This is a genomic window from Corynebacterium sp. KPL2825 (genome assembly GCF_037908445.1).
Taxonomy (GTDB): Bacteria; Actinomycetota; Actinomycetes; order Mycobacteriales; family Mycobacteriaceae; genus Corynebacterium; species Corynebacterium kefirresidentii.
The window spans coordinates 20,958-45,474 of record NZ_JBBMGI010000017.1; the positions used below are offsets into that span (position 1 = coordinate 20,958).

The following is a 24,517-nucleotide window of genomic DNA, read 5'->3' on the forward strand; positions in this document are numbered from 1 at the left end:
CCCATGAAGAGGCTGCTGCAGATATTCGGGGGCTGCGGGGTAGCCGTAGTCGTGATCATCGCGCTAGTAGCATGGCTATTGACTGGGCACGGTACTTCTCAGCAGCCCGTACCTGAAAACATCCCGCCCGTTGAAGGTAAAGAGGTCGCGCACATTGACGTCAATGCGCCCGGACGCACCGCAGATAAACTCACCTACTGGGCCTCTGACTTAGCTGATCGCACTGGCATCCCGCCGGCCGCCCTGCGTGCCTATGGCAATGCTGAGCTCATTGCTCAGCAAAAGTGGCCCAATTGCCACCTGCGTTGGAATACCCTTGCCGGCTTGGGCTATGTAGAAACACGCCACGGTACCTATAACGGCAATTGGTTTAAGCACTCCAAGCTTGACGACGCCGGCTACCCCCAACCCCCCATCAACGGCATCGCCCTCGATGGCCTGAACAACACGGCCCACACCCCAGACACCGATAACGGCGAAATCGATGGAGACTCCGAATACGATCGCGCCGTAGGCCCAATGCAATTTATCCCCACCACGTGGGAAGCGGTGGGCGCTGATGCCAATGGTGATGGGAAGGCTGATCCCAACCAAATCGATGACGCCGCTGTTGGGGCGGCCGGACTTTTGTGCTTCGGTGACAGAGATCTCTCTAATCCAGATCAATGGAAGGAAGCAATCCTAAATTACAATCAGTCCAGCGACTATTTACATAAGGTTGCGCACGCCGCCAATGCTTACTCAGTTCCACAAAGTGCCAAGTAGTGTCACACGGCAACGTTTTCTGCAACAATTGAGAACGTGGCTGGGCCGGCTGGTCCAGAGCGAACATTTTGATGAGGAGTGAAGAACAGCATGGCTGATATCATCCACACTTTCGCCCGCGAGATTCTCGATTCCCGTGGCAACCCAACCGTTGAGGCAGAGGTATTCCTTGACGATGGCGCCCGCGGCGTAGCAGGCGTTCCTTCCGGTGCCTCTACCGGCGTGCACGAGGCCCATGAGCTGCGCGACGGCGGCGAGCGCTACCTGGGCAAGGGTGTTTTGAAGGCTGTTGAGAATATCAATGAGAAGATTTCCGATGAGATTGCTGGCTTCGAAGCTGACGATCAGCGCCTCATTGACCAAGCATTGATTAGGCTGGACGGTACCGATAACAAGTCTGAGCTGGGCGCTAACGCTATCCTGGGCGTTTCCATCGCCGTAGCCAAGGCCGCCGCAGAGTCCGCTGCACTGCCGCTGTACCGCTACATCGGTGGCCCCAATGCTCACGTACTGCCAGTGCCGATGATGAATATCCTCAACGGTGGCGCACACGCTGACTCCGGCGTTGACGTCCAGGAATTCATGATCGCCCCGATTGGTGCTGAGTCCTTCGCTGAAGCTCTGCGCATGGGTGCCGAGGTCTACCACGCACTGAAGGCAGTGCTGAAGGACAAGGGCCTATCTACTGGTCTGGGTGATGAGGGTGGCTTCGCTCCTTCCGTTGATTCCACCAAGGCTGCTCTGGACGTCATCGTTGACGCCATTAAGAAGGCTGGCTACGAGCCGGGCAAGGACGTAGCCCTCGCGCTCGATGTTGCTTCCTCCGAGTTCTTCAAGGATGGTAACTACCACTTTGAAGGCGGCGAGCATACCGCCGAAGAAATGTCCAAGGTTTATGAGGAACTCATCGATGAGTACCCGATTGTCTCCATCGAGGATCCGCTGCAAGAAGACGATTGGGACGGCTACACCGCTCTTACCGCCGCTATTGGCGAAAAGGTACAGATTGTTGGCGATGACTTCTTCGTTACTAACCCTGCCCGTCTGCAGGAAGGTATTGAGAAGAAGGCTGCCAACGCACTGCTGGTGAAGGTAAACCAGATCGGTACCCTGACCGAGACCTTCGATGCTGTCGAGCTGGCTCACCGCAATGGTTACCGCACCATGATGTCCCACCGCTCCGGTGAAACCGAGGACACCACCATCGCTGATCTGGCTGTCGCACTGAATTGTGGTCAGATCAAGACCGGTGCTCCAGCCCGCTCCGAGCGCGTAGCTAAGTACAACCAGCTGCTGCGCATCGAGCAGGAGCTGGGCGACGGCGCAGTCTACGCTGGCCGCTCCGCATTCCCACGCTTTAAGGCTTAATCGCCTCCTTGTGTAGCGCCCTCGTATTACCGCGGGGGCGCTTTCGCATGTCCAGATATTGTTGCCAAGTTTGCTTCCAGTTCACGGTGCGCGGTGCCAAAGGTCCTTGGGCGCGGTCAACCTCGAAGGTGCCGTCCGAAAAGAGCCAGACGATGTCCCCAGTGATCGGATCCATGATGTACTGCGCTCTTCCATCGGTCTTCACGTTGTGGTGGTGCTGACACAGCGTTGCCAAATTATCGACGCTCGTCGGTCCGCCGTCGGCATACTCCACTCGATGATCGAGCTGGCAATAATGCGCTGGCATTGAGCACCCCGGCCAGCGACATGTGGCATCGCGACCGTGGACCCATGTTCTGATTTGTTCGGTGGGAACGTAAGAAGAAGTTTCTTGCGGGCACAGCTCACGAGTCATGGAGTAACTATTTAATTGCTCCGTAAGCACGCACCACCCCGCCGAAGGGATATACACCCGAGATGCATCATCGCCAGATGCATAAGTATTAATTACTACCTTTGTCTGGGTTCGGTTAAAGATTAACGCCTCCAAAGCCTCTGGTTTGGTGATGTTTTTCTTTCGCGCTGCTTTGTCGATATGGCGGGATATAGCGCTGGCGGTGGCTTTATCCGTTTTTAATGTGATGGTGGCTTGGCCTTTGGAATAGGAGATGGAAACGGATCGCTCGATTTCCTTTTCAATATCTGGCATGAGTATCCCGTCGATATAGTCACGCAAGAACCTCCGGATTTCGGATTCTGTGGGGACATGCTGAGCAGGTTCCTTTGGGGTAAGGAAGTCCGCGAGGGCGGCATCGACTAGTTGGATGCTTTCTGCGTCGTCGCCAAGCGGGGCAAGTTCGGCATCAATTACGTGCAGCCGCGGGAGGTCTAGGATCCAATGTTCGGTTTGCACCGCTGTGGTCAATGGCAATTCCTGCATGCGTAGGTGGGAGCGGAGCGCGGATAGAACTCGCCAGTAACTCAGACCCACACGCTTAGATAGAGCGGCGGTGGTGCATTCGACATCGTCCTCTAATCGTGGAAGCACAGATTGGTACAACTGCCAAGATTGAATGCGCTGGAGCAAGGCCAGGAGGCAGACGGTGTCGTCGAGGTTATTGGTGGAAAAATAGGCCTTCTTTGACGGTGTGTCGGTAGCTGTCACAAAATAGTCCCCCTGAAATAAATCGCACACCTAATCGAATTTACGTCCCTTAGTCTAAAACACTCATTCGAGTCCTGCAAGGCCAAAAGCGAAATTGTGTGCGAAATTGCAGGGGAGGGCTAGAGGCTGAAGATAGCGTCAGCGACTGCTTCGAGTTCTTTATCGGTGTATTTATCACCGCATGTTGCCAGAGAGCCAACACTGGCCATGTATAGGCTGAATAGCCTGTCTTCAGGAGGGGCATCGGCTGATATATCAAGCGCTTCGTAGGCGGGGGCGTATTTCTGATCAAACTCTTCGGGCTTGGCGGCAAGCTCCGCAAGTGCGCCTTCGCCATGGGTTAGCAAATACTTGGCGTCGTCCAGGATCTGATCATTGTTGCAAGCAACAGCACCCGCCTTCTTCAGGGTCGTGGCATTGACCTCGTAGCTGGTGGGGCCTTCTTCGGCCTCGGAAGCTCCGGAGGCGAACACATTCAAATAGTAGTCCGGAATCGTCCCATGCTCTTTGATGTGGTAGATGAAGCCGCTCTTGGTATTGAGATCGTAGCTTCTGCTTGTGGTGGTGGGAACCTCGCTGCTGGTAGTGCTGTTGGGCGTGGAGGATTTAGTCTGGGCGGTAGATTCTTCCTCTTGGTCGGAAATGCTGCAGGCGCTCAGTAGAGTGCCGACGGCTACTAGTAGAAGAAGGCGCTTGAGGGGCATGACTATTCCTTAAGTGAGGGGAATATGATTCGAGCCTTTAGCTCGTGTGCATGGACGCCGCGACCTTTTCCAGTTCTTCATCGCTGAACTCATCGCCACAGGACATAACAGCCCCCAGCGGGGTCATCGCTGCGGCCATATACTTGTCATTATCAGGTGCGTCATCGGGGATGTCGAGGGCCTCAAAAACGTCACCATATTTTTCATCGGGTCCGCCTGCTGACGTTACAGCTTTACCTAGCTTGTCCGTATCGCCTTGGAAGAAGTCCTTTGCGATTTGCAGCAGTTCGTCATTCTTACAGGTAACTTCGCCGGCCTTCTTGACGGACGCTGCGTTGGCTTCAAAGCTCTCCGGCTTATCGTTCCCGTCTAGCTCCTTAGCATCGTGGTCGATGTAATCATCTGGCAGGGTCTTATATTCCTTAAGGTAGTCGGCCATGCCGTCTTGGGTGCTTAGATCGTAACCGTCGCCGTAGACGGGATATTCACCATCTTGGGCGGAGGGGCTGCAGCTGGCGAGGAATAGGCTTGCGGTAAGGACAGGTAAGAGGCGCTTGAGGGACATAAAAATTCCTTACTGGGAGGGAGAATTTCTTTTAGTGTACCCAAAATGCGCGTGCCAAGTCTCTGTTACAGGAGTGACGACGCTAGGATTGGAAACCTATGGCACGCGAAAGAAAGATGCAGCGAAACCGGAGCCGCACTAGGGTTCCGGTAGCCTCGCGTGCTGCAGATGTCCGTAAAGCTCAACGCGCACAACTAAAGCAGAAGCAAAAACCAGACCGGATGAGTATTGCCGGAGTAGGCGTGATCGTGGCTATCGTGCTGGTTGTATTGCTGGTTATCGCTGTTCCCCTGCGCAATTACTATCATGGCCGGTCCGAAATTGCCCGCTTGAATGAGTCAATCGCTGCCAAGCAAGATGAAAAAGCTGCTTTGCTGGAAAAGATTGATAAATTTAAATCCGATGAGTACATCAAGCAGGAGGCGCGGCGCCGATTCGGGGTTGTTGATGAGGGCGAAACTGCCTATCGCATCATTGACCCGCAGATTAAGCCGGAAGACCAGCTCACCACAGACGGTCAGAAGGAAGAAGATTCCCGCGACTGGTATGAGGTCTTGTGGGATTCCGTGGCTGAACCCCCTAAAGAAGAAGCGCCATCCGAGCAGGTAAATCATCTTCCGATTGAGCCGGCACCGGAAGAGAAAGCGGATGTGCGATAATTGTCCGCATGACCGTCACTGATGCAGACATCGCTGTAGTAACTGAGCAATTGGGCCGCACTCCGCGCGGAGTGCTGGAGGTTTCTTATCGCACGCCAGATGGCCAGCCTGCGGTGATTAAGACAGCACCCAAGCTTGCCGACGGCACTCCATTCCCCACCCTCTATTACCTCACTGACCCACGGCTTACGGCCGAAGCTTCGCGCTTGGAAGTTGCCCACGTCATGAAGTGGATGGAATCCCGACTGCGTGAGGATGAGGACTTGGCTGCTGATTACCAGCGTGCACATGAATACTTTTTGTCCAAGCGCAATGACATCGAAGATCTCGGCACCGATTTCTCCGGTGGAGGTATGCCGGATCGCGTGAAGTGCCTGCACGTGCTCATTGCCTACGCCCTGGCTGAGGGGCCGCAGCATTTCCGGTTGGGAACTGAAGCGGTAGCTATGGCCGCCGACCATGGCAAGCTTCGAGGAAGTGCCATCCCCCAGGATTGGCCCACGGTAGAAGATTTGGGAATTGACCTAGCGCAGTTCGATTTTTCTAACGCGGAATAGGAGGAATGCTATGACTCGCGTTGCTGCGATTGATTGCGGAACAAATTCGATTCGTCTGCTCATCTCTGAAGTTCAAGATGATGGCAAAGTCCGCGATATTACTCGTACGATGGAAATCATCCGTCTGGGAGAGGGCGTGGATGCCACAGGTGAAATCGCCCCTGCGGCTCTTGACCGTGCACGCGTGGCACTGGAGGGCTACGTTCGCCAAATGAAGTTTGAAAAGGTCTCCCGGGTGCGGATGGTCGCTACCTCTGCTACTCGCGATGCCAAGAATCAGCAGGAATTCTTCGATATGACCGCTGATCTGCTCGGCCAAATCCAGCCAGGTGCTCAGGCAGAAGTTGTTTCGGGTGAGGAAGAGGCCCTGTTGTCCTTTAATGGCGCTGTGGCCGATTTAGAGCCGGACCGCGGTCCATTTTGCGTGATTGATCTGGGCGGCGGCTCGACTGAGTTCGTTGTAGGAACGGCGGATGGCGAAATCTTGGGCACTCATTCGGCGCGCATGGGGTGCGTCAGGCTGACCGAGCGCATCATGCGCACCGATCCACCTACCGAATCGGAGATCGAGATCGCTTCGGAGTACGTCGGTGAGCGAACAGCCGAGGTCGAGGACATAGTACCTATTTCTAAGGCTCGTACCATCGTCGGCTGTGCGGGCACTTTCACCACACTGTCCGCACTGGCGCAAGGCCTCGAGCGTTACGATGCCGATGCCATTCACGGCTCTGAGCTCCGTTTCGGTGCCCTGCGCGTGCTCTTGCAGCAGCTTATTGCCCTGCCTTCCGACGTCCGCGCCCTCAACCCCGTCATTCACCCCGGCCGTGCCGATGTCATCGGCGGTGGGGCAGTAGCCGTGGAAGGTATCATGCAACTAATCGAGCGAAATTGCGCTGCGCGTAGTTTCTTCATTAGTGAAAAGGACATTCTCGACGGCATTATTGCAGGTCTCGCTGCAGAGGGTACCCCTCGTTAACTCTTGCGGGGGAAGGTAGCCTAAAATATTCCTTGCCTTGCCCCCATAGCCCAATCGGCAGAGGCAGTCGACTTAAAATCGATTCAGTGTGGGTTCGAGTCCCACTGGGGGCACCGTGTGAAGTCTCGAGACATCGTTCCTATGGTGTCTCGAGATTTTGTTTTGGTAAGTCTCCACAGCCTTTATGCGGAAACTGTTCGCAAAACTTTTAGCTACATGGAAAGACTGCGGAACTTTATAGGGCGGTATCTCGTTGAACAGGATGAGATAGCTAAATTGCACCTCTCTTAGAAAGGACAACCGTGCGTTCAAGCAATCCGGTAATGAGTTCTCTGACCGAAAATAGTACCCGCCAAAATTCTGGATACGGGGACGAAGCTGCTCGTCCAATGACCGTGGATGACGTCGTCACCAAGACAGGCATCACCCTCGGCGTCATCATCGTCGCCGCAGCCATCAATTTTGGGCTGGGAATGGTAAATCCAGGTATTGCCATGGCTTTGACTCTGGTCGGTGGCATCGGTGGCTTCATTACTGTGCTGGTTGCTTCTTTTGGCAAGAAGTGGGGTTCTGCTGCGGTCACACTGATTTACGCCGTATTTGAGGGACTATTCGTTGGTGGCTTCTCCTTCATGTTTGCCAATGTGAACTTCCAAGGTGAAGGCGGAATGGCAATCATCGGCCAGGCAATAGTTGGAACCATTGGTGTATTCATCGGCATGTTGATCGTGTACAAGACCGGTGCAGTTAAGGTGACCCCGAAATTCACCAAGATCCTCTTCGGCTTGGTCGCCGGAGTTGCTGTCATGGCGTTGGTTAACTTCTTGGGCGCAATCTTCTTCGACTTCAACCCTTTGCGTGATGGCGGCCCGATTGCCATTATCTTTTCACTTGTTTGCATCGTTCTTGGTGCGCTGTCCTTCCTGACTGACTTTGATCAGGCTGACCGTATGATCCGTGCCGGCGCTCCCGCTAGCAATGCTTGGGGCGTAGCTCTCGGCCTCGCTGTGACCTTGGTCTGGCTCTACACTGAGATTCTTCGTCTCTTGAGCTATTTCCAGCGAGACTAATCAGCTTTTCACGTAGGCCCGCACTGAGATGCGGGCCTTTTTGCTGCCATAAAACGCTTACAAGCGTGTAATTAGTGGGGTAGTTCGGGGGATAAAGTGAGGGTTTAGGCTTTATTTGGTCTAGAAGGGTGGTCTCAGGAGTAGTACAGCTAATAAGCAGGAAACTTCGCCTTTTAGGCGTTATGGATGTGACATATGGGGCGAATAATTTTTTTAAATCGCCGTTAACCTTCTTGGTTGCGTAGAAAATTCGTGGAGTTCCGTGCATGCTGTGTACCGGAACAGGAAAACGAAGTGAAGAGTTCTCTTCTTCACTATCTTGTTCCTCTCGTCAGAAAGTGAGTGCGCGAAGGATTGTTGTGAAGCGTCAGGTAACCGTAGCAACGTTGATGGTCAGTAGCTCCGTTGTGCTGGGTAGCTGCGTTGCGGACATCGGTACGAGGAGCGCGTCAGAGGAAACCACGAATGTGGACGAAACTGGCGGCATTAGTTCGGCCGACGGTGCAGGGGGAACCAACGGGGACCTGGGGGATGACGCGGACAGCAATCGGGGGGAATCGGCACGCACCGACGGTGAGAAAAATGTGAAAGGCGCCGGCCAATCGGGGGAGGCCGGCGCCACGGGGTCGGGGGAATCTTCCGGCGTCCTACCGCCACTGGGGGAATTCGACCCGACTCAGCCAGGGTTCCAAGTGTTCGATCCATGTGTAGAGATTTCGGAAGCCAAATTGCAAGAGCTTGGGCTGGAACGCTATGAGGACCCGGATATTGCGGAGTCTGGTCATAAGGGGTGTAGCTACAAAGCAATTTCTGAGGAGACAGTTCTTTCCATCAGTTCTACTTACGAACCATTTGATGATTCGAAAGTAAATCCAAATTTGGTGGTAGAAACTACAGATAGCGAATTGTCTGGAGTTGTAATTCAGCGGGGAGAAATTTTCCCGGAGCTCGCGTGCAGTGCAACGCTATCTACTGTGCGAGGAGTGGTTACGGTTTCAGCGAATAGCTTTGGAAACACCGAAAGTAGCGCTTGCGAAAAAGCTGGAAAAGTGACGAAAGATTTAATTTAACTGAAATTCGGGGGAATAAATGAAAATTAATGTTGCTAATGTAAGCAGAAATATAAATCAAATTGAGCGGTTGAATCAAGGCATTGCTGGCAACAATATTGCTGCTGAAAGCCCTCTAACCGGCAGCTTTTCTTCGGTGACTGGAATCGATCATGTTGGTGCAATTCATGAGCGAGTTTTGAGTTCGGATCCTGGATCTGCTCGGAATTCCATTTCCAGCTTTGTTAAACAGCTTGATTGGCTTTCTGATTCTTTGGGGAGGGAAGCACGTGGCTTTCAGGCGCAGGAGGACGCGAATAGCAGGGGAATGGAGATTGCGGATGCGGGTGGGGACATAGGCATTGAGTCTATGCCGATTATGAACCAGCCGGAGCCAGGGTACAGTCCCTTCGGGTTTTCTATGCCGGTGGTGAATGTGGGTACAGACATCGTGAAGCTTGCGACGGACCTGATGTCGACACAGATTTGGAATGTGTCGGAGGCAAATGCGCGGTGGAGCTCATTGGCGTCGGAAGTCGACGATATTGTCAGCGGGTTAGAAGAAGCAGCCGGGTCTTTGGAAAGCGAGAATGATAGCGAGGCTACGTCGAGGGCTGCGGCGAAGATTCGGGAGGTGGCGGCGTCGGGAAGCCATTTTGTGGCAAATGCAAAGGTCATGGGGGAGAAGCTAACCGGATTCCATGCCAAGCTCATGGGGATGCAGCCGGCGGCGATGGCTATGGCTATGGAAGTGATGGCAATCCCAGAACCGGTGGAGCGTGAAATTGCGGAAAAGGCCGCATTGGCCATGCTGCAACCAGACCTGCAGCGGTTCGCCATAGAGGCCATGCCTTACCAGCATGCATTGATGGAGCAATCGCCGGCGTCGGGAGGCGGAGGCGTCGATGCGGGACTCGTCGGAGTAGAAGGTGATGGTCAGCGCTACACTACCGAAGCAGTGGTGTGGCCGAAAAAGATTGCTGAGGCGATTGCGCGAGGCGATTTGGGCCCCGGAAACTTTGACGTTGTCAATGGAAACGTGAACGGGTTGGATGCTGTGGGGATGAGCCCGCAGGAAATCAGCGATTTTCACCAGCAGATGCATACTAGTGGCAGAAATGCGCTGGAAGGGCTGGGGCTGGGAGAACAAGTAACCATTGGGGGCAACGAAGTATCCACCCAAGGGGCATCGATGCCGGGGGCTGTCGCAGCGAATGGGGTGATGGGGCAGGTTCCTAGTGGCACAGCACATCCCGTTGGTGCTGGAGTGAGTACGGGGGCGCTCAACGGTAGCGGCCCGGTTGCGCCACCAGCTAATGCGCATTCCGCGAGCGGGAGTATGGCACCGATGATGGCATCCGGAAGGCCTGCAGATGCCGGTCGCGGTGCTCTTGGTAAGCAACAGCCACTGCGTGGTGGGTTCGGAGCCGGCCCGGGAATCTTAAGCAGTAGCGCCGATATAAGGCATGCCGGAAGAGGTGCGCAACTGGGCCAAAGCCTTGGACGCGGAACTGGCGCGGCAATTTCCTACGCTGGAGTTGGTTCGCGCGCAGGTCTTGGCGCCAGTACAGGAACCGTAGGAGGACCCGGTATGCGTGCCGGTGCGGGCGGCAGCCTTGGTATTGGAACCGGAAGCGGCGAAAACAGCGCGGCAACGCGCGGGGGCAATGCCGGTCGTTCTACTGGCGGGGCGCGGGCTTATGGCCCGATGATGGGGATGCGCGGTAAGGATAGTGAGAAAAAGCGCGTAAAGTCCGTGACTACGCAGGTCGAAAGGGACCCCAATAAACGCGACCTATTAGGCGAGCCGCCCGCTGTAGTGCCCGGCGTAATCGGGGACTGGGTGCGGGAAGTAAACGTGGAAAAATAACATGAAAAAGGGCCGAGGAAACCCTCGGCCCTTCCGTCTTTTTACTGCTGCGGCAGCTCGGTGGCGGTACCATTCAGGTGCGGCTGTGCTGGCTCCTCAGGGACACCGGACTCAACTACAGGCTGCTGCTCTTGAACAACGGACTCAGGTGCGGAAGAGCTGGTGTCAGCGTCCTTTTGCATTGGGGCCTCACCAGTGAAGGTAGAAGCATTTTCTACCTTGGAATCAGAGTCCTGCTGGTTGGGTGGGTGGCAAGCAGCGAGGGAGAGGCCGGCGGTGAAGACGAGACCAGCGGCAGCGTAACGGGAGAACTTCTTCATGGGGATATGCTCTTTCTCCAAAGTGGTAATTGGCTTAAAGTTTAGGACTCGCGCGGAGTAGCGGCCTTAGCAGAATCATACGGCGCAGCGGATTCGATGGTGACGGAAATGGTCTTGCCATTCGGAGCGGTGTACTCGCGGGTCTCACCTTCCTGCGCGCCGAGGATGGCAGCGCCCAGTGGCGACTGCTCCGAATAGGTTTCCAAATCCTTGTTGTCAGAAGCAGCGGCGCGGGTACCGATGAGGAAGGTCTCCTTATCGTCCTTGTTGCCGTTGTAGTAAACGTGAACTACGGAACCAGTGTGGGCTACACCCTCCTGAACAGCACCGCGCTCGGTGGTGGCATTCGCGAGGACCTCAGAGATCTGCTTGATGCGGGCCTCTTCCTGGTCCTGCATTTCACGAGCAGCATCGTAACCGGCGTTCTCCTTGAGGTCGCCTTCCTCACGGCGCTCGTTGATCTCAGCCGCGACTACTGGGCGATGATCGATAAGCTCCTGCAGCTCGGCCTCGAGCTTCGCCTTGGTTTCTGGGGTGATGTACTGCTTTTGCTGCTCAGCCATTCTGCAACCTTCCGTAGATAGGAATTGTGGTCAAAGCCCCTAGTTGTCCCTGGGGCCATAAGTAAAAGTGGAACTAGGCAAATGCCCAGTTCTAGGCGCTACAAATCCTAGCACACGCGGCTAGCGGCTTTCCGCGTAGTCAGGGTTATCCATATCCAAGTATTCGGGGATATTGCCAGAGCAACCATAAGCGCCGCCAGCGACGGCGCGGGCGTTGGTCGGGACGTCAACAGCGATACGCTGGGTTTCATTTCCGCCAGCGGGAACAGGAAACTCGCGTCGGCCTACTTCGGACTTGGAATAATCAAAGGCTTGGACAATGCAATAAGCCTCTTCATCGGTGTGGTTACGGGTGACGTCGACCCAGACGCGGGTGGTGTCATCGCTCAAAACCTCTTGGGTCACGATGGAAACCTGCGCGTTCACGCGCTCCTTTTGTTGAAAGTACCGGAAGCCAAAGAAGATGAGCGCGATAAAAATGGCGATAAAGATCAGCACCAGCGCCTTATTAGTCCAGCTACCTGAGTTCTTTTCAGAAGGCCCCCGAGAGCCATAGCGGGCGGCTGAGCGAGATTTTCCGGCGGAAGTCATGCTTCCCACTCTAGCCGAGGACCACTGTTTTCCAATTATCTACTAGGATAATCATCTGTTCAAAGAACCTAGATTTATAAGGGGATGGATTTTCAGTGAGCGATTTTCGCCTACTAGCTATCCACGCGCACCCGGACGATGAGTCTTCCAAGGGGGCTGCAACCACCGCGCGCTATGCCGCAGAAGGCAACGAGGTTTTGGTGCTGACCTGTACCGGCGGCGAGCGCGGCGATGTGATTAACCCCGCCATGGACCGCCCTGGGATCAAGGAACATATGGGCGAGGTTCGTCGGGAAGAAATGGCTAAAGCTGCGCGTGCGCTAGGCGTGCACCATCGCTGGCTGGGCTACGTCGACTCCGGTTTGCCGGATCCGGTTGAAGGCAAGTCTATGGAAGAGCTGCTACCGGAGGGCTGCTTTGCGTTGCAGGGAGACGACACCGTTGCGCAGGAATTTGTCCAGGTGATCCGCGAGTTTCGCCCACACGTCATCATCACCTATGACGAAAATGGCGGGTATCCGCACCCAGATCATTTGATGGTGCATCGGGCCTCGATGATTGCGTGGGAAAAGGCCGGCGATGCCGAGTATCACCCAGAGTTGGGTGAGGCGTGGACGCCGCTAAAGCTGTACTACTCGCATGGCTTCGTCTATCAGCGCATGAAGATATTCCATGATTTGCTCTTGGAGGAGGGCAAAACTAGCCCCTATGGGCCGATGCTGGCGCGCTGGGACACCGCGTTTGGAGATATCATGGCGCGTGTAACGACCCAGGTGGAATGCGCAGACTATTTCAGCAATCGCGAGGAGGCTCTGCGTGCGCATGCCACGCAGATTGATCCGGCTGGTGCTTTCTTGGCGACGTCAGTGGAGGTACAGCAACGCCTGTGGCCCACCGAGGAGTTTGAGCTGGCGAAAACCCGCGTTTCTACCTCCTTGCCAGAAAACAACCTTTTTGCAGGCATCGAAGAAAAAGAGGAGGCTTAAGACATGAGCGTGTATGGCTCCTTCGTTCTAGCCGCAAATGATGCATTTGTACTTGCTCAAGGCACCCAGGGCGCCGAAGGCGGTCCAATGGGTCCTGAATTTGGCAAAGCTTCGCCCATCGGCTTGCTGATCTTGGCCCTAATGGGAGTTGCAGTGTTAATCGCGGGATGGAATTTTCACCGCCGTTACTCACGCTTCCGCCGCCGCATGATGTTTGCGGAAGACCACGGTATCGATCCATTTGATGAGGAAGCCGTGGATGAGGCGATGAAAGAAGCTGGCATTTACGATAACCGCAAAAGGTCCATTTTCTAGGCGGATAGACTAATGAGCGTGAGTTCTCTCAAACAGCTGGCTTACCCGGCTTATGAAGCGCGTCTGGCGCGCCTTATTAAAGGCAAGCCGCAGCCCAAACACATTGCCATCATGGCCGATGGCAATCGCCGGTGGGCGCGCGAGGCTGGTTTTACCGATATCAGTCACGGTCACCGCCAAGGCGCGAAGAAAATTGGAGAGATGATCTCATGGTGCAGCGATACCGATATCGAAGTAGTCACCATCTATTTGCTGTCCACGGAGAATCTAAAGCGCAGCGAACAAGAAGTAGAGCTGCTCTTTGACATCATCTCGGATGTGGTTACGCACCTATCCCACAGCGATGTCGGTTGCCAAGTCCGCCTTGTCGGCCACCTTGATCTGCTCCCAGATGATATTCGCCAGCGCATGGTGGCGGCGGCAGCGGAAACTAAGGACAATACCGGAGTCATCGTCAATGTGGCAGTGGGATATGGCGGACGCCAAGAAATCGTAGACGCAGTGCAGAACTTGGTGCGCGCGGAAGCCGAGAAAGGAACCTCTGCTGCGGAGATGGCGGATCGCGTCACCGCAGAATCTATTGGTGAGCACCTGTACACTAAGGGGCTTCCGGACCCAGACTTGGTTATCCGTACCTCTGGTGAACAACGACTTTCGGGCTTTCTCCTATGGCAGGCCGCGTACTCGGAGATCTGGTTTACAGATACCTACTGGCCGGCATTCCGCAAGGTGGATTTTCTCCGTGCCCTGCGGGACTATTCCCAACGTTCGCGCCGCTTTGGTAAATAAGCGCTAGAGCTTGCGCATCCGCACTTGTTCCACCAAGTGATGCGAGCCCTTTTTGAGTACGAGGGAGGCTCGTATGCGGGTGGGCAGGATATTTTCTACGAGGTTGGGCAGGTTGATGGACTGCCAAATTTCACGGGCTTGGGCGCGCGCTTCCTCATCGTCCATATCTGCAAAGGCAGAGAAGTGGGCATTAGGTTCGCGGAAAGCGGTGTGGCGCAGGGTGAGGAAGCGATTAATATACCACTGCTCGATATCATCGGTGCGGGCATCAACGTAGACTGAAAAGTCAAAGAGATCCGCCACGGTGAGCGTAGGGCTTGTTTGCAACACATTGAGACCCTCTAGGATCAGGATGTCAGGTTGATGGACTTCCTGGTATTTTCCGTCAACGATGTCATAGCTGATATGCGAATACAGTGGAGCCTTGACCAGTGGCTTTCCTGATTTTACGTCGGTGACAAAGCGGAGCAATGCGCGCCGGTCATAGGATTCCGGAAATCCCTTGCGCTGCATGAGACCGCGTTCTTTTAAGGTCTTGGTGGGGAAGAGGAAGCCGTCGGTAGTAACTAGTGCGACCTCGGGGTGAGAATCCCAACGCTGCAGAAGCACCTGTAGGAGACGGGCAGTGGTGGATTTTCCTACCGCTACCGAACCTGCCACGCCGATGACAAACGGAACGTGCGTTGGAGGATTTCCTAAGAAGGATTCAGTAGCTGAGGTGAGCTGCTGGCGCGCTGTGACCTGCATGTGGATAAGGCGGGAGAGAGGGAGGTAGACATCAGCCACCTCATCTAGGTCAATGCGGTCTCCTAGGCCGCGAAGTTTTTCAACCTCGGTCTCCGTGAGCACCTGGGGCATGGATTTACGCAAACCACGCCAGGTCTCGCGGTCAAAATCTAGGTAGGGACTCGAATCCAATGTGCGCGCCATGGCTCTATTGTCGCACTTGCCTAATCCATGGGTAAAAGTATGCCCCCTTCGGGTGCTGGGCACGATAAGATATGCAGCAGCCCATACCGCTTGATATTGAGAAGGGGACCACACTTTATGGCTTCTTTTACCTCTGACCTCCGCGACCTTGACCCGGACGTATTCGGCGCTATCCAGGGAGAGATTTCCCGTCAGCGCGAAACTCTGGAAATGATCGCTTCTGAGAACTTTGTGCCTCGCGCCGTGCTCCAGGCGCAGGGCTCCGTGCTCACCAATAAGTACGCTGAAGGCTACCCAGGCCGCCGCTACTACGGAGGCTGCGAGCATGTCGACGTCGTGGAGGACCTGGCTCGTAACCGCGCGAAGGAGCTTTTTGGCGCGGAATTCGCCAATGTTCAGCCACACTCCGGTGCGCAGGCGAACGCTGCGGTGCTGTCCACCATTGCTGAGCCAGGAGACAAGATTTTGGGCTTGTCCCTCGCTCACGGCGGTCACCTGACTCACGGCATGAAGTTGAACTTCTCCGGCAAGCTTTATGATGTTGCCGCCTACGAGGTGGACCCAGAGACCATGCGCGTGGACATGGATAAGCTGCGGGAGCAAGCGCTGAAAGAGAAGCCAAAGGTTATTATTGGTGGCTGGTCTGCTTACCCGCGCACCATGGATTTTGCGGCCTTCCGTGAAATTGCTGATGAGGTCGGCGCTTACCTATGGGTAGATATGGCTCACTTCGCTGGCCTCGTGGCCGCCGGCCTGCACCCGAGCCCGGTGCCGCACGCTGATATCGTGTCCACCACCGTGCACAAAACCCTGGGTGGCCCACGCTCCGGCATGATTTTGGCCAAGCAGGAGTATGCCAAGAAGATCAATTCCAACGTCTTCCCAGGGCAGCAGGGCGGACCGCTGATGCACGTAGTCGCTGCGAAGGCCATTGCCATGAAGATTGCCGCGACCGAGGAGTTTAAGGAGCGCCAGGAGCGCACCTTGGAGGGTGCTCGCATTCTGGCGGAACGCCTTACCGCGGAGGATGCAAAGGCGGCTGGCGTGGACGTACTCACCGGCGGCACCGACGTGCACTTGGTCTTGGCTGACCTGCGAAATTCCGAGTTGGATGGCCAGCAGGCAGAGGATCTGCTGCATGAAGTAGGCATCACTGTTAACCGCAATGCCGTCCCGAATGACCCTCGTCCGCCGATGGTCACCTCTGGCCTCCGCATTGGTACCTCTGCGCTGGCGACCCGCGGTTTGGATGCTGCGGCCTTTACCGAGGTCGCAGATATCATCGGCACCGCCTTGGTGCAGGGCAAGAACGCCGATGTGGAAGCCCTCCGCGCACGCGTGGACAAGATTGCCCAGCACTACCCGCTGTATGAGGGCCTCGAGGACTGGAAGCTGGTCTAGTCCTTTACCTCATGCCCACGGGCCTGCGCCATGGTGGCGCGGGCCTGCTGGAGCCATTCTGGTTGCTCTTGGAGGAGCTGATTGATTTCCGCTGTGGTTAGCGGCTTATCCATATCGTTTTTCTTGAGCGCGGTAACGGAGATGCCCAGCTTATGGGCGACTTCCGGGCGGGGGTGAGGACCCTCGCGACGCAAGGTTTGCAGCCACTCGGGCGGGTTATGCTGCAATTCGCGCAGCTCTTCGTGGCTAATGGCACTATTTTGAAACTCGTCCGGCGCAGCGGGCAGGTAGATGCCAAGCTTCTTCGCTGCGGTCTGGGCACGCATGGCGGTGCCGGATGGTTGCTTATGTTCTTCAGTCACGTAATTACCGTAGCACTTTCAGTAGACTGTCCTCTATGCTGCGCTTAGCTTTTGCCACCGGTACGGAGCCTGGAAAGTGGTTCCGCCGATTCGAAGAAAATACTGCTCATGGTGGTTTATACACCGTTGATGCAGACGATGCGCTAGCTCCGCTGCTAGGCGGAGAGGTGGATGTGGCCCTCGCGCGTCTGCCGGATGCCCGCGTGGATGACTCCTTTCATGTGGTGCGCCTTTATAAAGAGGCTCCAGGAATTGCGGTTCCGAAGGACTCGGTCTATGCCGAAGTAGGCGAGGAACTCACGCTTGCCGACGTCGCAGATGAACACCTCAACTACCGCCTCGCCGATTCCGGGCTCGTTGATGTCCCCGCGGTCCGCGATGCCCTCCAAGTGGTGGCAGCCAATGTGGGAATCGCGATTGCACCGCGCCCCCTGCTCAAGGTGCTCAGCAAGAAACAGGTGGTGCCACTCGGGCTAAAGGATGAGTCCGTACCGGTGACGGAGATTGCGCTGGTATGGCGCAAGGAGGATGACGGAGAGGCAATTCAGGACTTCGTGGGCGTCGCCAAGGGCCGCACCGCACGGTCCTCACGGCAGGAGAAACCGAAGCGAAGCGCCAGGGAAAAGGCGAGGGCTAAGCAAGCGCGAAGAAACGTTAACAATTCGTTACAAAATAAAAAGAAGGCTTTTAAGCAGCGCAAACGGAGGTAGTACTTTAGTATTTGCTGTCTGCTTCCTGTCCGTGTGGGTGGCGCCCGCTGGGTGGTGTCATTACGGTGGGTTTCGTTCGTCATGAAGGGCGATTTAATAAAAATTAGAATTAACTTACTTTCTTGATGAAAGGATGATGCAGAAATGCAGAAGATGACTCGTCGTATCGTAGGTGGCTTTGCTGCCGCAACCCTGTCCGTTGCTCTCGTAGCTTGCTCCGATGCCGAGGATGCAGCTAACGACGCTAAGGACACCGCCGGTTCCGTAGCAGCTGATGCTTCCGACGCTGCTGGCTCCGCCGTTGATGAAGCTACCTCCGAAAAGGATAAGGACGCGGAATCCTCCGAGTCTGAGGATGCGGATGGTTCCGAGTCTGAGGATGCTGATTCCAAGGACGGCGACACCAAGACCGTCTCCACCGCCAATGGCGACCAGGAGGTTCCGGCAGCTCTGGCGTCTGCCATCGAGGAGAAGAAGGCTGAGTGGGGCGACGTACAGAGCGTAGAGTCCTCCGATAAGGGTTCTTTGGCAACCTTCGATGGCGGCAATCTGCTGGCTATGGCTAAGGATGGCGATGAGGCTCAGCCAATCGTCGGCAAGATCGCTGAAACCTGGAAGGAGCAGGGCGGTCTGGACGCAGAGGTAGGCCTGCCTAAGGCTGCCGAGGAGAAGGCTACTGAGGGCAAGGGCTGGACCCAGCAGTTCGACAATGGCGTTATCTCCTGGGTCCAGGATGAGAGCGGCAAGTTCACCTCTTCCGTAGAGAAGTAAAAAGCTCTTTTTGAGGTAATCCCTTCGCAGCATCTGCTGCGGAGGGATTTTTCGTTTTCTTAAAGTTCATCTTGCACCCATGTAATTTCAACCTTCGGTGCCTACGTTGGGTGGCAACCCCGGAATTTGGGGCTATACGGAAGAAGTTTGATCTACCGCATTTCAAGGGAGAACCCTGCCACCATGACTCGTCCCTCTGTACTTTCTACTCCGCTTGCCACAACCGATAACACCGTCGCTACCAAGACTTATGTAGTGGATACCTCGGTCTTGCTTTCTGACCCTTGGGCTCTGCGCAAATTCGCAGAGCACGATGTGGTCCTTCCCGTTGTGGTTATTTCTGAACTGGAAGGAAAACGTCATCACCCAGAGCTTGGCTGGTTCGCCCGCCAAGCTCTTCGCTTTTTGGAGGAACTGCGCGCTACCTATGAGGCGCTAGACCAGCCTGTCCCCGTGAACGTAGATGGCGGCACCCTGCGCGTGGAATTGAACCATCAAGACCAATCCTTGTTGCCCTCTGCCTTCCGTGGCCCAGAGGGGGACCACCGTATCTTGGCCTGCGCCCTCAACCTTGCACACGAAGGTAAAGATACCGTGCTAGTCACCAAGGACGTGCCACTGCGCGTGAAAGCCGGCGCAGTGGGTGTACAGGCGGATGAGTACCACGCCCAGGATGTGGTTCTGACCGGCTATACCGGAATGGCAACCGTGCAAACCAGCTCGGATGTCATCGACGCCCTCTACCGTGATGGGGAAGTCATGCTAGACGGCATTCACACTGAAAAGGGCACTGCCGTGGAGGAGCTACCAGTCCATTGCGGACTTACCCTAGTAGCGGGAGCGCAGTCCGCGCTGGGGCGCATCACCGCGGAAGGTGTGGTGGAGCTCGTGCGCGGCGATAGCAATGCCTTCGGCCTGCAAGGACGCTCCGCGGAGCAGCGCATAGCTTTGGACTTGCTGATGGATCCAAATATCGGAATCGTCTCCATTGGCGGACGCGCCGGCACTGGTAAATCGGCACTCGCCCTGTGCGCCGGATTGGAAGCTGTACTCGAGCGCGGCGAACACCGCCGTATCGTAGTCTTCCGCCCGATGTATGCGGTAGGTGGGCAGTCGTTGGGATACCTTCCGGGCACCGAATCGGACAAGATGAACCCATGGGCGCAGGCAGTCTATGACACCTTGGAAGGCTTGGTGTCTGAAAACGTCATGGAAGAAATCCATGAGCGCGGCCTGATTGAGGTCTTGCCCTTGACGCATATTCGCGGCCGCTCCCTGCATGATGCCTTCGTCATTGTGGACGAGGCACAGTCCTTGGAGCGCAATGTCTTGCTCACCGTGCTCTCTCGGCTGGGCAAGGGCTCGCGGGTGGTGCTCACCCATGACGTAGCGCAGCGCGATAACCTGCGCGTGGGCCGTCACGATGGCGTCCAGGCAGTGATTGAAAAGCTCAAGGGGCACGAGCTTTTTGCGCATATTACGCTGCAGCGCTCTGAGCGTTCCGCCATTGCAGAGCTCGTCACCGACCTGCTGGAAGGCGGCGATTAGGCCAGGCATGTTCGCGTATGGCGATCGTGATGTGTACAGCGTGGCGAAGCTGGGCATTGCCCAGTAATAATGTTGCATATGAGCGAGAACGCCAAGCAGACGTCTTCGGACGAAAAGAAGAAAGATTTCCGCATCCGCCCCTTTACCGCGGCGGACTATCCCCAGATGCGAGAGATCTATGAACAGGGACTCAATACTGGGCACGCCACCTACGAGACCCGATCCCTGACCTTTGAAGAATTCAAAGCCGGCAAAATCATGCCCTCGGTGCATGTGGCTGTTGAAGCCGATGATGATTCGAAGGTCTTGGGATGGGTGTCTGCGGCGCCGGTATCTACCCGCACCGTCTTCCACGGAGTAGTGGAGGATTCTATTTACTTGGGCTCCGAGGCGCAGGGCCGCGGCATCGGCGGCGCACTTTTGGATCGCTTGATTGAGGTATGTAAGGACCTGCACAAGTGGGCTATCCACTCGTGGATCTTCCCTGAAAACGCCGGTTCTGCGGGGCTGCATAAGTCCCGTGGATTCGTGAAGGTGGGCACTTACTCTCACATGGCGAAGATGACCTACGGCGAGCTTGCGGGCCAGTGGCGAGATACCGATGTGTACGAGCTGCTTTTGCCCAAGCCGGAGGAAAAGAAGCGTTAGCTTTTCCCAGCGCACAGGAATAAAGTTAAGAGAGTATTCGTACGCTATCTCTCTAAGGCTTTTAAATGTCTGTGCGTACTCGTGCCCTTGCTTTGTCCACCGTTGCGGCTATGACGGCAGGGGCGCTTTCTGTTCCTACAACGGGAGCCGTGTCCTATCCCTCCGCAGGCTCGGTGCCTGTTGCCCAGTTGGACATCAACCAGGTTGATGGTGGTGTGGCCTATGTGTTTGCCACTCCTGAGCTACAGTCCCATATCGAGACGGTGACCCGCCAGTTGCATGAGTTGCGCGCCAAGTCCTGGGATGCCAATCTTCCGTTTGCTGGTGCTAGGCTTCGCGACGTCGCACCGGACCGCACCGCATATATCAACGGCATATCCTGGAGCAGGGGATTGGAACACTCCGCGATGCAGCGCGCTGCGGAGGAAAACTACGATTTTGATCATCGCCGTGGAGACGGGGAGGAGCCGTGGACGGTAAAGTCCGGCGCCTTTTTCGCAGAAAACCTCACCACTTCACCGATGGAACGCGCCATTGCTAACTGGTCTACTGATGGCGGTTCTGGCAGCGAGTGGAATCAGCTCATTCGCTCTAACGGTTCCTATTCTGACGGTGCGGGGCATATTTACAGCTTGCTTAACCCAGCCAACCACTATTTTGCCCAGGCACAGGTTGGCAGCACGACGGCCGGCCATTATTCCGAGCACGCGGTGTCGGGCGCCCCAGAGCGCCTCGAAGGACGGCACGCATTTCCCATTGCGGTACCGGAAGCCGCACTGGCAAGCGCGGCTATATGTTTTAGCGGCGGTACCCATGTGGGCGATTCCGGCAGCATTGGTCTCAGCATTGCGGGATGGGACGGTGCCCGGTTAGGGGGTGCCGGGGTCATCGCTAACCTCGTCCGATCCGGAGGTTCATGCGGTGCATCCTGACGGCACATATGAGGCTTTGCAGGAAGGCACGGCTGAGGTGCGTATTACTCCATACCTGCTGCGCAACGGCGAAACTCGCCCGGCCGGGGAAGCACTGAACCAGACGGTAGCGGTCACTAAGAGGCCAGCGATAAGCGGCAGTGGCGGAGGATCGAGCGCCGGCGCGGCAATCGGCATCATTGCCGCCATCGTTGCCATTTTGGGAATTGGGTCCCAAGTTCTGCGGCAGATGGGTTTCTGGCAATAAAAACACCCCGCCAAGGGCGGGGTGTGGGGGCCGCTACATCGTAGGAACGTCCCAGGGGCCGAACCAGCGCTGCGCCGATGAGCGCATGTTATCGCTCAAGCGGCTAAAGCGCGGGATCGGGATACCGTGTGCGCGGGCTAAGGAAACTAGATAGTCCCTAGTGCGCCATACCTCGATGGGGTTGGCATGAACATCCAACGCCGCCTGCAGGCCGCCAGGAGCATAGCCGAGGGCGGATTCAATGGGGGCGTTGGCAAGCGGGAGTGCATCGCGCAAGGCATGCAGTTCTTGGCTTGTAGCCTCAGTTTCTGCAGGTGTGCGCGACATTAGTCAATGGTTTCCTTCAGTCGCTCCTCGCGCAGAGGCAGGAGGAGAAGGAGCGCGACGATGACCAACGGAACCATCAGAGCGATAACCGGGGTCAGGCCGTCATTATAGGAATTGAGGATTGCTTCCTCGATTGGCTTGGGGAAGGACGCGACCAAATCTGGGGTGAGGCTATTGGCACCGCCGTCGGCATTGCCAAACTTTTCTGCATAGGCGGCGCCCTCAGGGCCCATCTTTTGGAAGGCTTCTGGCATGCGGGTGGCCATCTCATCCTTCATATTGTGGATGAACATGGAGCCAACCAGGGAAGCACCCAGTGCGGAACCGATTTGGCGGAAGAAGTTATTCGCCGCGGTAGCGGTACCCACCTGGGACAGTGGGAAGGAGTTCTGGACGATGAGCACGAGGACCTGGATAACCATGCCCAGGCCGATGCCGAAGACCAAGAACTCGCAGCCCAGCTGCTTCAGGGAAGTCTCTACGGTCAGGTGAGACATCCAGAACAATGCACCAGCGGTAATGGCTAGGCCGATGATGGGGTAGACCTTGTAGTGGCCGGTGCGGGCAATGATGAAGCCCACGCCAGTGGAGGTGCCGATAAGGCCCACCATCATCGGAATCATCATCAGACCCGCCTTGGTTGGGGTCAGGGTGTGCACCATCTGCAAGTAAGTAGGCATGTAGCCCAGAACACCGAACATTGCCAGACCCAGCACCACGCCGGACAAGGTGGTAAGGGCCATGTTGCGGTTTTTGAACAGGCGAACTGGAATGAGCGGTTCCTTGGCGCGCAGCTCCACCAGGATGGTGATGATGGCGCCAATGATGGTGATGGCACCCAAGGTGAGGATCATCGACGAGCCCCACTCGTACTCGGTGCCGCCCCAGGTGGTCATGAGGATAAGGGACGCGGTGGTAATAGCGATGAAGGTTGCGCCGAGCCAGTCGAAGCGCTTCATGTCGGCTTCACCGACGCGCAGGTGCAGCACCAAGGTGCAGACGATGATGGCGAGGATGCCCAGTGGGATGTTCATCCACATGCCCCAGCGCCAACCAGGGCCATCGGTGAACCAGCCGCCGAGAACGGGGCCGAGGACGGAAGACAGGCCAAAGACGCCGCCCATGATGCCCATGAACTTGCCGCGCTCACGGGAAGAGGTGACCTCGGCGATGATGGATTGCGAAGAGATCATCATGAATCCAGCGCCAAAGCCTTGCACGGCGCGGGCGATAATCAGCAGCGACATGGAGTTGGCAAAGCCACCGAGGGTGGATCCCACGACGAAGGTGGCGATACCCCCAATGTAGAGCCACTTGCGGCCCAACATGTCACCCAGCTTGCCGGAGATAGGCATGGCGATGGTCATGGTGACAAGGAAGGCGGAGATGACCCAACTCATGTGGTCGACGCCGCCGAGCTCACCAACGATGGTTGGAAGAGCAGAAGAGAAAATCATTTGGCCCAAGGAGCTCATCAGCATGGTGAGCATTAGGGCCGAGAAAATAAGCCCGAGGTTATCGGCGCGGGACTGGCCCTGGGAAGGGGCTTTAGCAGCCGTATCTACCATCGCATTCCTTTCATAAAGTCTGTTATTAGCGTGAGGGAAGTATCGAGACGCGCGCCGAGGTCTAGGCTGCAATCTGCATCCGGGGATGCCATCGCCAACCAGAGTGCCTCACGGACGAGGCCGGCGATGAGCATCGCCTCGGTGCTAGAAGAGCAGTTGTCAAGGACGCGAAGCTCCGGTTCTTTGTTAAGGCGCTCTTCAATGAGATCGATGAGCTCAATGGATTTTGCTCGCTTCCGGCTTATTGCCGCCGCAGCTGCATCTGGATCATTGGAGATGCGTTTGCGGCGATCCCGGATAGTCGGGTTGATGTGGTGGCCTTCCATATGCCGTCTGACCAACTGAAGGACGAGGTCTACCATGCTGGTCGTTGGCTCATTAAGGAAGAGTTCCCGCATCTCTTCCGTAAACTCGGTGCTTGGAGCGCCCAAAACGGCGGATTCCTTGGAATCGAAGTAATTGAAGAAGGTGCGCCGAGAAATACCGGCTACTTCGCAGATCCGCTCAATGGTGACTGCGCTAAAGGACTGTTCATCCACCAGTTTTGTGGCGGCATCCTCTATGCGCAGGCGCGTCTCGAGACGTTTCTGCTCGCGTAGTGATAGTTCTTCTTGCACGCCATGCAACGTTACACTCGGTGCAAACTTGCACCAAGTGCAAAAAGGGTGATTTTAGAGGTGCATCCTTCTTTATGTGAGATGTGCCATTGCTCTTGCCGACGTCCCCCTTACCCCAGGCATGCGAAACCCCGCCCGGGTCCT

General features: G+C 56.0%; 29 protein-coding genes and 1 tRNA gene. 19 read left to right on the top strand and 11 right to left on the bottom strand.

Annotation, left to right across the window (positions count from 1 at the left end):
• Window positions 1-3: 3 nt before the first annotated feature.
• A complete protein-coding gene (locus WMQ00_RS11460; protein ID WP_049361510.1) occupies window positions 4-765 on the top strand; it encodes a lytic transglycosylase domain-containing protein in 762 nt (253 codons plus the stop codon).
• Between the two features lie 90 nt (window positions 766-855).
• Window positions 856-2,133 (top strand): phosphopyruvate hydratase, encoded by a 1,278-nt coding sequence (gene eno / locus WMQ00_RS11465; RefSeq protein ID WP_200287850.1) that lies wholly within the window; start codon window positions 856-858, stop codon window positions 2,131-2,133.
• On the opposite strand, the gene WMQ00_RS11470 is transcribed toward eno, so the two are convergent.
• The 3 genes from WMQ00_RS11470 to WMQ00_RS11480 form a co-directional block, all read right to left on the bottom strand.
• The gene (locus tag WMQ00_RS11470) at window positions 2,123-3,298 is read right to left on the bottom strand and encodes an HNH endonuclease signature motif containing protein (RefSeq protein ID WP_340441056.1); all 1,176 of its coding nucleotides are present in this window, start codon (window positions 3,296-3,298) and stop codon (window positions 2,123-2,125) included. The genes eno and WMQ00_RS11470 overlap by 11 nt on opposite strands.
• A 119-nt stretch (window positions 3,299-3,417) precedes the next feature.
• Window positions 3,418-4,002 carry a hypothetical protein gene (locus tag WMQ00_RS11475; RefSeq protein WP_200287846.1) on the bottom strand — a complete coding sequence of 195 codons (585 nt, stop codon included), beginning with the start codon at window positions 4,000-4,002 and terminating at the stop codon, window positions 3,418-3,420.
• Between the two features lie 37 nt (window positions 4,003-4,039).
• Window positions 4,040-4,567 (bottom strand): ribonuclease, encoded by a 528-nt coding sequence (locus tag WMQ00_RS11480; protein WP_086588135.1) that lies wholly within the window; start codon window positions 4,565-4,567, stop codon window positions 4,040-4,042.
• A 221-nt stretch (window positions 4,568-4,788) separates the two neighbouring features.
• Here WMQ00_RS11480 and WMQ00_RS11485 point away from each other — a divergent pair, with 221 nt between their 5' ends.
• The 7 genes from WMQ00_RS11485 to WMQ00_RS11515 all read left to right on the top strand — a co-directional run bounded on the left by WMQ00_RS11485 (window position 4,789) and on the right by WMQ00_RS11515 (window position 10,748).
• Entirely contained in the window at window positions 4,789-5,226 is a 438-nt protein-coding gene (locus WMQ00_RS11485; RefSeq protein ID WP_259824430.1) for an FtsB family cell division protein, read from the top strand.
• 8 nt (window positions 5,227-5,234) lie between these two features.
• The gene (locus WMQ00_RS11490) at window positions 5,235-5,783 is read left to right on the top strand and encodes a DUF501 domain-containing protein (protein WP_259824428.1); all 549 of its coding nucleotides are present in this window, start codon (window positions 5,235-5,237) and stop codon (window positions 5,781-5,783) included.
• Between the two features lie 10 nt (window positions 5,784-5,793).
• Window positions 5,794-6,759 (top strand): Ppx/GppA phosphatase family protein, encoded by a 966-nt coding sequence (locus tag WMQ00_RS11495; RefSeq protein ID WP_239205316.1) that lies wholly within the window; start codon window positions 5,794-5,796, stop codon window positions 6,757-6,759.
• Between the two features lie 39 nt (window positions 6,760-6,798).
• A tRNA-Leu gene (locus WMQ00_RS11500) sits at window positions 6,799-6,872 on the top strand.
• Between the two features lie 189 nt (window positions 6,873-7,061).
• On the top strand, window positions 7,062-7,829 hold the full coding sequence (locus WMQ00_RS11505) for a Bax inhibitor-1/YccA family protein (protein ID WP_023021902.1): 768 nt from the start codon (window positions 7,062-7,064) through the stop codon (window positions 7,827-7,829).
• Window positions 7,830-8,188: 359 nt separating this feature from the next.
• Window positions 8,189-8,899: a DUF3558 family protein gene (locus tag WMQ00_RS11510; RefSeq protein ID WP_023021901.1), complete on the top strand. Its 711-nt coding sequence runs from the start codon at window positions 8,189-8,191 to the stop codon at window positions 8,897-8,899.
• A gap of 19 nt (window positions 8,900-8,918) precedes the next feature.
• A complete protein-coding gene (locus tag WMQ00_RS11515) occupies window positions 8,919-10,748 on the top strand; it encodes a hypothetical protein (RefSeq protein WP_340441057.1) in 1,830 nt (609 codons plus the stop codon).
• 41 nt (window positions 10,749-10,789) lie between these two features.
• Here WMQ00_RS11515 and WMQ00_RS11520 read toward each other — a convergent pair whose 3' ends face one another.
• From WMQ00_RS11520 to WMQ00_RS11530, 3 genes are all read right to left on the bottom strand, one after another.
• Window positions 10,790-11,068 (bottom strand): hypothetical protein, encoded by a 279-nt coding sequence (locus tag WMQ00_RS11520; RefSeq protein ID WP_023021899.1) that lies wholly within the window; start codon window positions 11,066-11,068, stop codon window positions 10,790-10,792.
• A 41-nt stretch (window positions 11,069-11,109) separates the two neighbouring features.
• Entirely contained in the window at window positions 11,110-11,631 is a 522-nt protein-coding gene (gene greA / locus WMQ00_RS11525) for a transcription elongation factor GreA (protein ID WP_200287834.1), read from the bottom strand.
• 120 nt (window positions 11,632-11,751) lie between these two features.
• Window positions 11,752-12,222: a DUF4307 domain-containing protein gene (locus WMQ00_RS11530; RefSeq protein ID WP_023021897.1), complete on the bottom strand. Its 471-nt coding sequence runs from the start codon at window positions 12,220-12,222 to the stop codon at window positions 11,752-11,754.
• A gap of 95 nt (window positions 12,223-12,317) precedes the next feature.
• Between WMQ00_RS11530 and mca the strand changes: the two genes are divergently transcribed.
• The 3 genes from mca to WMQ00_RS11545 are packed head-to-tail and all read left to right on the top strand — an operon-like array spanning window position 12,318 to window position 14,312.
• Window positions 12,318-13,208 (top strand): mycothiol conjugate amidase Mca, encoded by an 891-nt coding sequence (gene mca / locus WMQ00_RS11535; protein WP_239205318.1) that lies wholly within the window; start codon window positions 12,318-12,320, stop codon window positions 13,206-13,208.
• Window positions 13,209-13,211: 3 nt separating this feature from the next.
• A complete protein-coding gene (locus tag WMQ00_RS11540; protein ID WP_248099049.1) occupies window positions 13,212-13,523 on the top strand; it encodes a hypothetical protein in 312 nt (103 codons plus the stop codon).
• A 12-nt stretch (window positions 13,524-13,535) separates the two neighbouring features.
• A complete protein-coding gene (locus tag WMQ00_RS11545) occupies window positions 13,536-14,312 on the top strand; it encodes an isoprenyl transferase (protein ID WP_086588129.1) in 777 nt (258 codons plus the stop codon).
• 3 nt (window positions 14,313-14,315) lie between these two features.
• On the opposite strand, the gene coaA is transcribed toward WMQ00_RS11545, so the two are convergent.
• Window positions 14,316-15,242, bottom strand: coding sequence for a type I pantothenate kinase (coaA, locus tag WMQ00_RS11550; RefSeq protein ID WP_023021893.1), 927 nt, complete (start codon window positions 15,240-15,242; stop codon window positions 14,316-14,318).
• Between the two features lie 117 nt (window positions 15,243-15,359).
• Here coaA and glyA point away from each other — a divergent pair, with 117 nt between their 5' ends.
• Complete coding sequence (gene glyA / locus WMQ00_RS11555) at window positions 15,360-16,643, top strand: serine hydroxymethyltransferase (RefSeq protein ID WP_248099047.1); 1,284 nt, start codon at window positions 15,360-15,362, stop codon at window positions 16,641-16,643.
• Here the strand turns inward: glyA and WMQ00_RS11560 are convergent.
• The gene (locus WMQ00_RS11560; RefSeq protein ID WP_023021891.1) at window positions 16,640-16,969 is read right to left on the bottom strand and encodes a DUF5997 family protein; all 330 of its coding nucleotides are present in this window, start codon (window positions 16,967-16,969) and stop codon (window positions 16,640-16,642) included. The two genes, glyA and WMQ00_RS11560, sit on opposite strands and share 4 nt — an antisense overlap.
• Before the next feature lie 71 nt (window positions 16,970-17,040).
• Here WMQ00_RS11560 and WMQ00_RS11565 point away from each other — a divergent pair, with 71 nt between their 5' ends.
• The 6 genes from WMQ00_RS11565 to WMQ00_RS11590 all read left to right on the top strand — a co-directional run bounded on the left by WMQ00_RS11565 (window position 17,041) and on the right by WMQ00_RS11590 (window position 21,861).
• Window positions 17,041-17,715, top strand: coding sequence for a LysR family transcriptional regulator substrate-binding protein (locus tag WMQ00_RS11565; RefSeq protein ID WP_023021890.1), 675 nt, complete (start codon window positions 17,041-17,043; stop codon window positions 17,713-17,715).
• A gap of 144 nt (window positions 17,716-17,859) precedes the next feature.
• Window positions 17,860-18,486, top strand: coding sequence for an LGFP repeat-containing protein (locus WMQ00_RS11570; RefSeq protein WP_340441058.1), 627 nt, complete (start codon window positions 17,860-17,862; stop codon window positions 18,484-18,486).
• Window positions 18,487-18,669: 183 nt separating this feature from the next.
• Window positions 18,670-20,034 (top strand): PhoH family protein, encoded by a 1,365-nt coding sequence (locus tag WMQ00_RS11575; protein WP_200287831.1) that lies wholly within the window; start codon window positions 18,670-18,672, stop codon window positions 20,032-20,034.
• Window positions 20,035-20,103: 69 nt separating this feature from the next.
• Entirely contained in the window at window positions 20,104-20,682 is a 579-nt protein-coding gene (locus WMQ00_RS11580) for a GNAT family N-acetyltransferase (RefSeq protein ID WP_200287829.1), read from the top strand.
• Between the two features lie 65 nt (window positions 20,683-20,747).
• Complete coding sequence (locus WMQ00_RS11585; RefSeq protein ID WP_340441059.1) at window positions 20,748-21,614, top strand: hypothetical protein; 867 nt, start codon at window positions 20,748-20,750, stop codon at window positions 21,612-21,614.
• Window positions 21,604-21,861 carry a hypothetical protein gene (locus tag WMQ00_RS11590; protein WP_234288109.1) on the top strand — a complete coding sequence of 86 codons (258 nt, stop codon included), beginning with the start codon at window positions 21,604-21,606 and terminating at the stop codon, window positions 21,859-21,861. Before WMQ00_RS11585 ends, WMQ00_RS11590 begins: the two co-directional genes overlap by 11 nt.
• A gap of 33 nt (window positions 21,862-21,894) precedes the next feature.
• Here WMQ00_RS11590 and WMQ00_RS11595 read toward each other — a convergent pair whose 3' ends face one another.
• From WMQ00_RS11595 to WMQ00_RS11605, 3 genes are read right to left on the bottom strand one after another with little or no spacing between them, the layout of a single operon-like run.
• Entirely contained in the window at window positions 21,895-22,188 is a 294-nt protein-coding gene (locus WMQ00_RS11595; RefSeq protein ID WP_200287827.1) for a DUF2316 family protein, read from the bottom strand.
• A complete protein-coding gene (locus tag WMQ00_RS11600; RefSeq protein ID WP_023021884.1) occupies window positions 22,188-23,756 on the bottom strand; it encodes an MDR family MFS transporter in 1,569 nt (522 codons plus the stop codon). Before WMQ00_RS11600 ends, WMQ00_RS11595 begins: the two co-directional genes overlap by 1 nt.
• Entirely contained in the window at window positions 23,750-24,373 is a 624-nt protein-coding gene (locus tag WMQ00_RS11605) for a TetR/AcrR family transcriptional regulator (protein WP_086588121.1), read from the bottom strand. Before WMQ00_RS11605 ends, WMQ00_RS11600 begins: the two co-directional genes overlap by 7 nt.
• Window positions 24,374-24,517: the final 144 nt, after the last annotated feature.

Excerpts from the sequence above, each read along its gene's own strand:
- WMQ00_RS11460 (WP_049361510.1), top strand. The coding sequence starts at position 4 with ATGAAGAGGCTGCTGCAGATATTCGGGGGCTGCGGGGTAGCCGTAGTC.
- eno (WP_200287850.1), top strand. The coding sequence starts at position 856 with ATGGCTGATATCATCCACACTTTCGCCCGCGAGATTCTCGATTCCCGT.
- WMQ00_RS11475 (WP_200287846.1), bottom strand. The coding sequence starts at position 4,002 with ATGCCCCTCAAGCGCCTTCTTCTACTAGTAGCCGTCGGCACTCTACTG.
- WMQ00_RS11480 (WP_086588135.1), bottom strand. The coding sequence starts at position 4,567 with ATGTCCCTCAAGCGCCTCTTACCTGTCCTTACCGCAAGCCTATTCCTC.
- WMQ00_RS11485 (WP_259824430.1), top strand. The coding sequence starts at position 4,789 with ATGAGTATTGCCGGAGTAGGCGTGATCGTGGCTATCGTGCTGGTTGTA.
- WMQ00_RS11490 (WP_259824428.1), top strand. The coding sequence starts at position 5,235 with ATGACCGTCACTGATGCAGACATCGCTGTAGTAACTGAGCAATTGGGC.
- WMQ00_RS11495 (WP_239205316.1), top strand. The coding sequence starts at position 5,794 with ATGACTCGCGTTGCTGCGATTGATTGCGGAACAAATTCGATTCGTCTG.
- WMQ00_RS11515 (WP_340441057.1), top strand. The coding sequence starts at position 8,919 with ATGAAAATTAATGTTGCTAATGTAAGCAGAAATATAAATCAAATTGAG.
- WMQ00_RS11520 (WP_023021899.1), bottom strand. The coding sequence starts at position 11,068 with ATGAAGAAGTTCTCCCGTTACGCTGCCGCTGGTCTCGTCTTCACCGCC.
- greA (WP_200287834.1), bottom strand. The coding sequence starts at position 11,631 with ATGGCTGAGCAGCAAAAGCAGTACATCACCCCAGAAACCAAGGCGAAG.
- WMQ00_RS11530 (WP_023021897.1), bottom strand. The coding sequence starts at position 12,222 with ATGACTTCCGCCGGAAAATCTCGCTCAGCCGCCCGCTATGGCTCTCGG.
- WMQ00_RS11540 (WP_248099049.1), top strand. The coding sequence starts at position 13,212 with ATGAGCGTGTATGGCTCCTTCGTTCTAGCCGCAAATGATGCATTTGTA.
- WMQ00_RS11545 (WP_086588129.1), top strand. The coding sequence starts at position 13,536 with ATGAGCGTGAGTTCTCTCAAACAGCTGGCTTACCCGGCTTATGAAGCG.
- coaA (WP_023021893.1), bottom strand. The coding sequence starts at position 15,242 with ATGGCGCGCACATTGGATTCGAGTCCCTACCTAGATTTTGACCGCGAG.
- glyA (WP_248099047.1), top strand. The coding sequence starts at position 15,360 with ATGGCTTCTTTTACCTCTGACCTCCGCGACCTTGACCCGGACGTATTC.
- WMQ00_RS11560 (WP_023021891.1), bottom strand. The coding sequence starts at position 16,969 with ATGCGTGCCCAGACCGCAGCGAAGAAGCTTGGCATCTACCTGCCCGCT.
- WMQ00_RS11565 (WP_023021890.1), top strand. The coding sequence starts at position 17,041 with ATGCTGCGCTTAGCTTTTGCCACCGGTACGGAGCCTGGAAAGTGGTTC.
- WMQ00_RS11570 (WP_340441058.1), top strand. The coding sequence starts at position 17,860 with ATGCAGAAGATGACTCGTCGTATCGTAGGTGGCTTTGCTGCCGCAACC.
- WMQ00_RS11575 (WP_200287831.1), top strand. The coding sequence starts at position 18,670 with ATGACTCGTCCCTCTGTACTTTCTACTCCGCTTGCCACAACCGATAAC.
- WMQ00_RS11580 (WP_200287829.1), top strand. The coding sequence starts at position 20,104 with ATGTTGCATATGAGCGAGAACGCCAAGCAGACGTCTTCGGACGAAAAG.
- WMQ00_RS11585 (WP_340441059.1), top strand. The coding sequence starts at position 20,748 with ATGTCTGTGCGTACTCGTGCCCTTGCTTTGTCCACCGTTGCGGCTATG.
- WMQ00_RS11595 (WP_200287827.1), bottom strand. The coding sequence starts at position 22,188 with ATGTCGCGCACACCTGCAGAAACTGAGGCTACAAGCCAAGAACTGCAT.
- WMQ00_RS11600 (WP_023021884.1), bottom strand. The coding sequence starts at position 23,756 with ATGGTAGATACGGCTGCTAAAGCCCCTTCCCAGGGCCAGTCCCGCGCC.